This window comes from Pseudomonas sp. UBA6315 (assembly GCF_002438125.1).
In the GTDB taxonomy this organism is placed as follows: Bacteria; Pseudomonadota; Gammaproteobacteria; order Pseudomonadales; family Pseudomonadaceae; genus Aquipseudomonas; species Aquipseudomonas faucium.
Genome location: NZ_DJTF01000016.1, coordinates 1 through 9,917, shown reverse-complemented (window position 1 = coordinate 9,917; position 9,917 = coordinate 1). Strand labels below are relative to the sequence as shown.

Genomic DNA, 9,917 nt, shown 5'->3' with positions numbered 1-9,917 from the left:
AGCGCGACTTCCTCGAAGTCGAGACGCCGATGCTGCAGACCATCCCTGGCGGCGCCGCGGCCAAGCCGTTCGAAACCCACCACAACGCCCTGGACATGGCCATGTTCCTGCGCATCGCGCCGGAGCTGTACCTCAAGCGCCTGGTGGTCGGTGGCTTCGAAAAAGTGTTCGAGATCAACCGCAACTTCCGTAACGAAGGCGTATCGACTCGTCACAACCCTGAATTCACCATGCTCGAGTTCTACCAGGCCTACGCCGACTACCGCGACAACATGGACCTCACCGAGGAACTGTTCCGCGAGCTGGCGCTGCTGGTACTGGGCAGCACCGACGTGCCGTATGGCGACAAGGTGTTCCACTTCGGCGAGCCGTTCGCGCGCCTGTCGGTGTTCGACTCGATCCTCAAGTACAACCCCGAGCTCACCGCCGCCGACCTGCAGGACGTCGACCGTGCCCGTGACATCGCCAAGAAGGCCGGCGCCAAGGTGCTGGGCCACGAGGGCCTGGGCAAGCTGCAGGTGATGATTTTCGAAGAGCTGGTCGAGCACAAGCTGGAGCAGCCGCACTTCATCACCGAGTACCCGTTCGAAGTCTCGCCGCTGGCCCGTCGCAACGACGACAACCCGGCCGTGACCGACCGTTTCGAGCTGTTCATCGGTGGCCGCGAGATCGCCAACGCTTACTCCGAGCTCAACGATGCCGAAGACCAGGCCGAACGCTTCCTGGCCCAGGTGGCCGAGAAGGACGCCGGTGACGACGAAGCCATGCACTACGACGCCGACTTCGTGCGTGCGCTGGAGTACGGCATGCCGCCGACAGCAGGCGAAGGCATCGGTATCGACCGCCTGGTCATGCTGCTGACCAACTCGCCATCGATTCGCGATGTGATCCTGTTCCCGCACATGCGCCCACAGGCCTGAGCGAACTGAACAAGCCGCCTTTCGAGGCGGCTTTTTCATGCCTGAAGACTGTCTGTAGCAGCCCTATCGCCGGCAAGCCGGCTCCCACAGGAAGCGTTGTGGAGTTCCTGTGGGAGCCGGCTTGCCGGCGATAGGGGCCGCCGCTGACTCGAACAATGAGGTACCCAGAGTGACCCCCGCAATGGCCCAGCAAGGCGCCGCCGGCATCGCCAGCGCCGTCGCCGAAAGCGTGCAATACCAAGGCCGCAAGACCGCCCGTCAAGGCAGCGAACAGCGCCGCCAGCTGATCCTCGACGCCGCCATGCGCATCGTCGTGCGTGATGGCGTGCGCGGCGTGCGTCACCGCGCCGTGGCCGCGGAAGCGGGCGTGCCGCTGTCCGCCACCACCTACTACTTCAAGGATATCGAAGACCTGCTCACCGATACCTTCGCCCAGTACGTCGAACGCAGCGCCGCCTACATGGCCAAGCTGTGGGCCAACACCGAAGTGGTGCTGCGCCAGCTGCTCGCCCAGGGCGACGGCAGTGCGCAATCGCGGGCGCGGCTGGCCGACGAAGTGGCACGCATGACCGCCGACTATGTGTCGCGCCAGTTGCTCAACCGCCGTGACTTCCTCATGGCCGAGCAGGCCTTCCGCCAGGAAGCGCTGCTGTGCCCGCGCCTGGCCGAGCTGGTGCGCGCCCACCAGCAGATCCTGCTGCATGGCACGCGGCAGCTGCTGCAGGTGGTCGGCTCGCGCCAACCCGAACAGGACGCCCAGATGTTGACGGCGATTATCGAGCAGATGGAATATCAGGGCCTGCTCAAGGATGCCGATGCGCAAGCCGATGGGCAGATGCTCGCTATGCTTACCCGTTACCTGCACCTGGTGCTGGCATCGGCCTGAGCCGAGAACGACCTTTCAAGGAGAACCTGATGAAAGCCTGGCGTGTGGTGCTGTTGACGTTGTCATTCCTGCTGCTGGGCGGTTGTCTGGTGACCTTCCACGAACCGCTGCCGAGCAACCAGGCGGCGCCCAAGGCGCTGCTGGGCAAGTGGCACAGCAAGGATGCCTGGGGCGAGCCGCTGCAGCTGGTGATCAGCCGCAGTGGCGCCGGCGCCTACAAGGCCGTGGCCACGGCCAAGGGCAAGAAGCCTGAGGAATATGTCTTCAGCGTGTCGCGCCACGGCAACCGCTGGTACCTCTCGGCCGGGGTGCCCAAGCGCCTGGGCGGCAACTTCCTGATCGGCGGGTTCGACATCGTCGAGGGCAAGCAACTGGTGCTCTACAACCTCGACGTCGAGCAGATCGAGCAGGCGGTGGAGAAGAAGGAACTGACCGGGCGCAGCACCCAGGTGCCGGAAGACAACGGCGCCGGGGTGCTGATCGACAGCCCGTCGGCGCGGGTGCTGGCCTACCTGGACGACCCGGCCAACTCCGACCTGTTCGTCGAGGTGGCACGCTTCCAGCGCAGCGGCAAATAGCCAGGATCTGATTTTCAAGGAGTCCCCGGTGGACGAATACCAGCAGACCATCCGCGCCCTGTCCGATCGCATCGTCACGGCGCAGACCCCGATCCGCGTGCTCGATGCGGTGAAGTGGGACGACAACATTCGCCAGGGTTTCCTCAAGGCCAAGGGCAAGGAGCCGCCGGCGGTGGACCGTGCCTATTACCAGTCGCGCCCGCTGTCGTTCGACTCCAGCGCGGTGAAGGCCGAATTCCAGAGCATCGAGCGCGACATCACCCGCCAGCTGGGCCAGTTCAACCCGGTCGGGCAGATCATGCGGCGCATGTGCAAGGAGTACCGCATGGTGGTGCGCATGCTCGAAGCGCGCGGTACCGAGGATTTCGGCCTGATCTCCCAGGAGCTGTATGGCGCCGCCTCCGATGCCTTCCACGCCGGTGACCCGACCCTGGCCGACCTGGGCCTGATGCTCTCGGACTACCTCAACAACATTGATGGCCGTGGCGACCTCAAGGACGAGCCGAAGAACCTCACCGCCAAGGAGGCCGTGGACATCCTCCAGCAGCGCCTGAACAAGGTGTTCGGCGAGGCCGAGGAAACCATCCGCGTGTTCGAGTCCGACGGCATCGTCGCCGACGCCGCAGCCGGTGCCGACTACATCAAGATTCGCGCCGACGCCATGTTCAACAGCCGCGACGTGCGCGCGCTGGAAGTGCATGAAGGGCTGGTGCACGTGGGCACCACGCTCAATGGCCTGAACCAGCCGATCTGCACCTTCCTGGCCAAGGGCCCGCCCTCCTCGACGGTGACCCAGGAGGGCCTGGCGATCCTCATGGAGGTGATCGCCTTCGCCTCCTACCCCAGCCGCCTGCGCAAGCTCACCAACCGCACCCGTGCCATCCACATGGTCGAGGAGGGCGCGGACTTCCTGCAGGTGTTCGAGTTCTTCCGCGCCCAGGGTTTCGAATTGGCGCAAAGCTACAGCAACGCCAGCCGGGTGTTCCGCGGTTCGGTGCCCAATGGCCTGCCATTCACCAAGGACTTGTCCTACCTCAAGGGCTTCATCATGGTTTACAACTACATTCAGTTGGCCGTGAAGAAGGGCAAGCTCGAGCAGATTCCGCTGCTGTTCTGCGGCAAGACCACCCTGGAAGACATGCGCACCCTGCGCCAACTGGTCGAAGAGGGCCTGGTCGAGCCACCCAAGTACCTGCCCGAACAATTCCGCGACCTCAACGCCCTGTCGGCGTGGATGTGCTTCTCCAACTTCCTCAACCACCTGAGCCTGGATCGCATTGAAGCCGATTACGCGAACATTCTCTGAGCGCTGCCGCCTGCTGGCCCTGGGCATGCTCCTGCTGGGGCTGGGCGGTTGCAGCAGCCTGCTGTTCTACCCCGAACCGGGCGAGGCGTTCACCCCCGCGCGGGCCCAGCTGCAGTACCGCGATGTCACGCTCACCACCACCGATGGCGTGCGCCTGCATGGCTGGTGGCTGCCGGCCAAGGCCGGCGTCGAGGTCAAGGGCACGGTGCTGCACCTGCACGGCAACGGCGGCAACCTGCCCGGCCACCTGGGCGCCAGCTACTGGTTGCCGGAGCAGGGCTACCAGGTGCTGATGATCGATTACCGCGGCTATGGCTTGTCCCAGGGCACGCCCAGCTTGCCGGAGGTGTATGAGGACATCGCGGCCGCCATGGCCTGGCTCGACCAGGCGCCGCAGGTCAAGGGCAAGCCTTTGGTGCTGCTGGGCCAGAGCCTCGGCGGGGCGATGGCGATCCATTACCTGGCGCAGCATCCCGAGCAGCGTCAACGCTTCAGCGCGCTGGTGTTCGATGGCGTGCCGGCCAGCTACCGCGCGGTCGGCCGCTACGCCCTGAGCACTTCATGGCTGACCTGGCCGCTGCAGGTGCCGTTGTCCTACCTGGTGCCGGACGGCGACAGCGCGATCCGCTCGGTCGAGCAGCTTGCCAGCCCGCCCAAGCTGTTCTTCCACAGCATCGACGACACCCTGGTGCCGATGGACAACGGCATCCGCCTGTACCAGCACGCACCGCCACCGCGGGTATTGCAGCTGACCCGTGGCGGCCATGTGCAGACCTTCGCTGACCCTGTGTGGCGCCAGGTGATGCTCCGCTTCCTGGATGACCCCAGCCATTTCAACGGCCTGCGGCGCCTTGCCGAAGTGCCCAACTACCCTGACCAGAAGAAGAACCCGCAATGAGTGAAGAACGCAACGCCATCCCCCTGATCCTGACCGGTGTCGGCAGCATCATCGTGACGGTGGGGGCCCTCTGGTATTACGGCTACCTGCATTTCGCCAAGCCCGAGGATGCGCTGCTGTTGCAGGATTTCACCATGCTCAAGACCGTGCCGGGCGAAGACTACAAGGTCTCGCTGGAGCCTGCGGCGCAGGTGGCGCAGTGCATGGATGGCGTGCTGGTGCTGTTCGATACGCAGCAGAAGGGCTTGACCGGGGTGCTGGTGGACAACCGCAAGCGTGCGGTGCGCTGCATGGGTGAGGAAACCCCGCAGCAGGTGCAGTGATGCCATTGGCTTCCACCTGTGGGAGCCGGCTTGCCGGCGATAGGGCCGGTACAGTCAAGAAAAAGCCCCGCATCGCGCGGGGCTTTTCATTTCAGCCAAGCCAGCTTGCGCTTAGCGCTGGCTCACCGAACGCGGCGCCACCGGCTGGTTGTCGTTGGAGATGGTCACCTCCACCCGACGGTTCTGCGCACGGCCGGAGTTGCTGGCGTTGTCCGCTACCGGGTACTCCTTGCCATAACCCTGGGCGACGATGCGCGCAGGGTCCACGCCGGCACGTACCAGCGCCATGCGCACGGCGCCGGCGCGGCGCTCGGAGAGGGACTGGTTGTAGTTGGCCGAACCGACGCTGTCGGTGTAGCCCTCGACGATCACCTTGCGCTCAGGGTTCTCCTGGAGGAACTGGGCCAGCTTGGTAACGTTGGGCAAGGCGCTGCTCTTGAGCTGGGCCTTGTTGAAGTCGAACAGCACATCGCCGAAGGTCACCAGGGTGCCGCGGTCGGTCTGCTTGGCGTTGAGGCTGTCCTGCAGCTTGGCGATCTGCGCGTCGCGGGCATCGAGCTTGGCCTTGGCGCGTTCGGCCGAAGCGTTTTTCAGCTCGTTTTCGGCGGTGCGCAGGGCAATGGTCTGCTTGGCCACTTCGACGCGCTGGTTGGTCAGGTAGGCCAGCTGGTCGACCTTCTCGTTGTTCTCACGCTCCATGAAGGCCTTGTCGGCCTTGTTCAGCCAGTCCTGGGCGTCCTTGGTTTCAAGGGCCGCGACCTTGCTCGCCTGCGGGTCGCTCTGCAGCGCCGAGAAGTTGGTGCGTGCCGATTCCAGGTTCGGGTTCGGGTCGTGGGAGCAGGCAGCGAGACCGACGCTCAGGGCCAGCAGGGCGGGAATCATGACGTAATTGCGCATAGTGTTCATCCTTTGATCGATTGCGAAGGCTCAGGTTAGGGGTGCCGCGCTCACTGAGCGCTGCGCATGCCTTCCTGACGCACGTCCTGGACGCCCTGGCGGGCTTCCTGTACGGCCTTCTCGGCCTTGGCCGCCTGGGCCTTGCGTTCGGCGAGGCGAGCGTCCCACTCGGCCTGCTCGGCCAGGCGCTTGGCATCGTCGTACTTCTTGTCGTGCATGGCGATTTCGGCTTCTTTGAACTTGTCCTGCGCGGCTTTCATTTCCACGGCGGCAAACTCGGTGCCGCCAGCGCTGACCGCGGAGTTCACGGCGGACTGGGTCACGGCGTACTGCTCGGTCGGCGGGTTGCCGGCACAGCCGGCCAGGACCAGGCTACTGCCCAGGGCCAGCGCGGCCAGCTTGAGTCCGCGCACATGGGGGGATGAGGGTTTCGCGGTGCGGGTCTTCATGGTGGTCAGCTCCATTGGATCACTCCTGATAACGACAATGTCCGTAGCAGTCCATCGCTCAATCCCTGACCTTTGTCAGCACGTTCGCTGCACGGTGCACGACAACAGGTGTGCAGGGTTTTAGCGTGATGGCTATTGGCTGTGACCGAGGGCTTTTTTGAATGGTTCACAAAATTTTCAAGTTATTTCTGACTGATTAGTCAGTTGCTGCGGCGGGGAACTTTCAAGGGAAAACGAAGGTATTCCGGGCTGCGAACGAGCCCGGAAAGGCGTGGGAGGAGTCAGTTGCCGGAGTCTTCACCGGTGTTGCTGAGGTCGCGCAGGTGGCGCCGCGAGAGGGCCAGAAAGCGCGGCGTGGAACCAATGTCCTCGTACAGCGGGTCGCCTTCTTCGTCGGTGGAAATGACGGTCTGGCCCTGCACATAAGGGAAGCTGGCTTCCAGCTCTTCCAGGGCGGCGGCTACCAGTTCGCCAAGCAGTTCCTCGGCGGTGCGCTTGGGGTACATGTCGATGAGCGCTGCCAGGCGTGCCTCGGACTCCAGGTCCAGGTGCAAGCTATGGCCGGTGGGGCTCAGGGTACCTGCGGCATTCTGCTCCCAGTGCTGGGCGAGTTCGCGGATTTTCATGATGACCTCTGTCGACGCCTGGATAGGCTGCATTGCATCGGACTGCTCAGCTCTCACTTTAGTTTGCTTTGGCCGATCTCGGCTTGCCATGGCGCCTCGCCTGTGGGCACTCTTGGGGACGTGCTGTTTCCTGGGCAGGGCGCGGGCCAGCCGCGCCGAAGAGAGGGCCAATGACCGATATCGATGTGCGCTTGCGTGAAGATGTCCATCTGTTGGGGGAGTTGCTCGGCGAAACCATTCGCCAGCAGCATGGTGAAGCGTTCCTGCAGAAGATCGAGGACATTCGCCACAGTGCCAAGGCCGACCGCCGCGGCCCCGGCGAGCAATTGAGCTCGACCCTCGGCGACCTTGCCGAGGACGACCTGCTGCCGGTGGCGCGGGCGTTCAACCAGTTCCTCAACCTGGCCAACATGGCCGAGCAGTACCAGCTGATTCGTCGCCGCGATGGCGAACAGCAAGAGCCCTTCGAGGTGCGGGTGCTGCCTGAGCTGCTGGCGCGCCTGAAGCAGGCCGGGCACAAGGATGATGCCCTTGCCCGGCAACTGGCCAAGCTGGACATCCAGCTGGTGCTGACCGCACACCCCACCGAGGTGGCCCGGCGCACGCTGATCCAGAAGTACGACGCCATCGCCGGCCAGCTGGCGGCGCAGGACCACCGCGACCTCACCCCCAGCGAGCGCCAGCAGGTGCGCGAGCGCCTGCGCCGGCTGATCGCCGAGGCCTGGCACACCGAGGAAATCCGCCGCACCCGGCCCACCCCGGTAGATGAAGCCAAGTGGGGCTTTGCGGTCATCGAGCATTCTCTGTGGCACGCGATTCCCAGCCACCTGCGCAAGGTCGACAAGGCGCTGTTCGACGCCACCGGCCTGCGCCTGCCGCTGGAGGCTGCGCCGATTCGCTTCGCCTCGTGGATGGGCGGCGACCGCGATGGCAACCCCAACGTCACCGCCGCGGTGACCCGCGAAGTGCTGCTGCTGGCCCGCTGGATGGCGGCCGACCTGTTCCTGCGCGATATCGATGCGCTGGCCGCCGAGCTGTCCATGCAGCAGGCCAGCAGCGCGCTGCGCGAGCAGGTTGGTGACAGCGCCGAGCCCTACCGAGCGGTGCTCAAGCACTTGCGCGACCGCCTGCGGGCAACCCGCGCCTGGGCCCATTCCTCTCTGGCCAGCTCGCAGCCGGCCAGCGCCGATGTGCTGGTGGACAACCGCGACCTGATCGCCCCGCTGGAGCTGTGCTACCACTCGCTGCACGAATGCGGCATGGGCGTGATCGCCGACGGCCCACTGCTCGACACCCTGCGCCGCGCGGTCACCTTCGGCCTGTTCCTCGGCCGCCTCGACGTGCGCCAGGATGCCGCCCGGCACCGTGACGCGCTGTCGGAAATCACCGACTACCTGGGCCTGGGCAACTATGGCCAATGGGATGAAGAACAGCGCATCGCCTTCCTCCAGGCCGAGCTGAAGAACCGCCGGCCATTGCTGCCTGCGCACTTCCAGCCCCAGGCAGACACCGCCGAAGTACTCGCCACCTGCCGTGAAATCGCCGCCGCGCCGGGCGCTTCACTGGGTTCCTATGTCATCTCCATGGCCGGCGCCGCCTCCGATGTGCTGGCCGTGCAGCTGCTGCTCAAGGAAGCCGGGCTGACCCGGCCCATGCGCGTGGTGCCGCTGTTCGAGACCCTGGCCGACCTGGACAACGCCGGGCCGGTGATGCAGCGCCTGCTCGGGCTGCAGGGCTACCGGGCCGGCCTGCGCGGGCCGCAGGAAGTGATGATCGGCTATTCCGACTCGGCCAAGGATGCCGGCACCACCGCCGCCGCCTGGGCCCAGTACCGCGCCCAGGAAAGCCTGGTGCGCATCTGCCGCGAGCATCAGGTCGAGCTGCTGCTGTTCCATGGCCGCGGCGGCACCGTCGGCCGTGGTGGCGGCCCGGCCCACGCGGCAATCCTGTCGCAGCCACCGGGCTCGGTGGCGGGGCGTTTCCGTACTACCGAACAGGGCGAGATGATCCGCTTCAAGTTCGGCTTGCCGGGCATCGCCGAGCAGAACCTCAACCTCTACCTGGCCGCGGTGCTCGAAGCCACCTTGCTGCCACCGCCGCCGCCGCAGCCTGCCTGGCGCGAGCTGATGGACCAACTGGCCGCCGACGGCGTCAAGGCCTACCGCGGCGTGGTGCGCGACAACCCGGATTTCGTCGAGTACTTCCGCCAGTCCACGCCCGAGCAGGAGCTGGGGCGCCTGCCGCTGGGCAGCCGCCCGGCCAAGCGCCGCGCCGGCGGCATCGAGAGCTTGCGGGCGATCCCGTGGATCTTCGGCTGGACCCAGACCCGCCTGATGCTGCCCGCCTGGCTGGGCTGGGAAACGGCGCTGAGCAATGCCCTGGCGCGCGGCCAGGGCGAGCTGCTGGCGCAGATGCGTGAACAATGGCCGTTCTTCCGCACCCGCATCGACATGCTGGAAATGGTCCTGGCCAAGGCCGATGCGCAGATCGCCGAGGCCTACGACCAACGTCTGGTGCAACCGGGCTTGCTTCCTTTAGGTGCGCACCTGCGCGACCTATTGTCGCAGTCCTGCCAGGTGGTGCTGGGCCTGACCGGGCAGCCGGTGCTACTGGCGCACAGCCCCGAAACGCGGGAATTCATCAGCCTGCGCAACACCTACCTGGACCCGCTGCACCGCCTGCAGGCCGAGTTGCTGGCGCGTTCGCGCAGCCGTGAAGCCGCTCTGGACAGCCCGTTGGAGCAGGCCTTGCTGGTGACCGTGGCCGGTATCGCGGCGGGCCTGCGCAACACCGGCTGAGGCGCTGTCGGCCTGCCCTAGCCTGGGGGCGCAGCCTGGGCCGGGGCAGGGCAGCAAGGGCGGTTGCGCCGGGCGCAACCACCCTTTGCCGGGGCTACCGATGGCGCATTCCTGCAACTTTGGGACGCTTGTCTGGCTGCCGAGCGCTGTGTATCTTGAGCAGCCTTCTGACCGATTTATGGTCATACCCGATTTTCCGGACTTGGCCCTGGTCGCCGAATCCATTGAATTTCATA

At 65.5% G+C, this 9,917-nt stretch carries 10 protein-coding genes; 7 read left to right on the top strand and 3 right to left on the bottom strand.

The features are described from left to right. From lysS to B3E94_RS01250, 6 genes are all read left to right on the top strand, one after another. The coding region (gene lysS, locus B3E94_RS01275; protein WP_286912032.1) for a lysine--tRNA ligase at positions 1 to 920 on the top strand (920 nt) is incomplete at its 5' end. Between the two features lie 181 nt (positions 921 to 1,101). Then, positions 1,102 to 1,806: a TetR/AcrR family transcriptional regulator gene (locus B3E94_RS01270; protein WP_176513703.1), complete on the top strand. Its 705-nt coding sequence runs from the start codon at positions 1,102 to 1,104 to the stop codon at positions 1,804 to 1,806. A gap of 29 nt (positions 1,807 to 1,835) precedes the next feature. Then, on the top strand, positions 1,836 to 2,384 hold the full coding sequence (locus B3E94_RS01265; protein ID WP_176513600.1) for a hypothetical protein: 549 nt from the start codon (positions 1,836 to 1,838) through the stop codon (positions 2,382 to 2,384). 28 nt (positions 2,385 to 2,412) lie between these two features. Further along, positions 2,413 to 3,690, top strand: coding sequence for a flavohemoglobin expression-modulating QEGLA motif protein (locus B3E94_RS01260; RefSeq protein WP_286912031.1), 1,278 nt, complete (start codon positions 2,413 to 2,415; stop codon positions 3,688 to 3,690). Beyond that, positions 3,662 to 4,588: an alpha/beta hydrolase gene (locus tag B3E94_RS01255; protein ID WP_286912030.1), complete on the top strand. Its 927-nt coding sequence runs from the start codon at positions 3,662 to 3,664 to the stop codon at positions 4,586 to 4,588. Before B3E94_RS01260 ends, B3E94_RS01255 begins: the two co-directional genes overlap by 29 nt. Beyond that, positions 4,585 to 4,911, top strand: coding sequence for a hypothetical protein (locus B3E94_RS01250; protein ID WP_176513594.1), 327 nt, complete (start codon positions 4,585 to 4,587; stop codon positions 4,909 to 4,911). Before B3E94_RS01255 ends, B3E94_RS01250 begins: the two co-directional genes overlap by 4 nt. 111 nt (positions 4,912 to 5,022) lie before the next feature. On the opposite strand, the gene B3E94_RS01245 is transcribed toward B3E94_RS01250, so the two are convergent. From B3E94_RS01245 to B3E94_RS01235, 3 genes are all read right to left on the bottom strand, one after another. After that, complete coding sequence (locus tag B3E94_RS01245) at positions 5,023 to 5,808, bottom strand: OmpA family protein (protein WP_286912029.1); 786 nt, start codon at positions 5,806 to 5,808, stop codon at positions 5,023 to 5,025. A 50-nt stretch (positions 5,809 to 5,858) separates the two neighbouring features. Then, the gene (locus B3E94_RS01240) at positions 5,859 to 6,272 is read right to left on the bottom strand and encodes a DUF4398 domain-containing protein (RefSeq protein WP_236237313.1); all 414 of its coding nucleotides are present in this window, start codon (positions 6,270 to 6,272) and stop codon (positions 5,859 to 5,861) included. Between the two features lie 266 nt (positions 6,273 to 6,538). Further along, positions 6,539 to 6,883: a pilin assembly protein gene (locus tag B3E94_RS01235; RefSeq protein WP_236237312.1), complete on the bottom strand. Its 345-nt coding sequence runs from the start codon at positions 6,881 to 6,883 to the stop codon at positions 6,539 to 6,541. Between the two features lie 170 nt (positions 6,884 to 7,053). Between B3E94_RS01235 and ppc the strand changes: the two genes are divergently transcribed. Then, entirely contained in the window at positions 7,054 to 9,681 is a 2,628-nt protein-coding gene (ppc, locus tag B3E94_RS01230; protein ID WP_286912028.1) for a phosphoenolpyruvate carboxylase, read from the top strand. Positions 9,682 to 9,917: the final 236 nt, after the last annotated feature.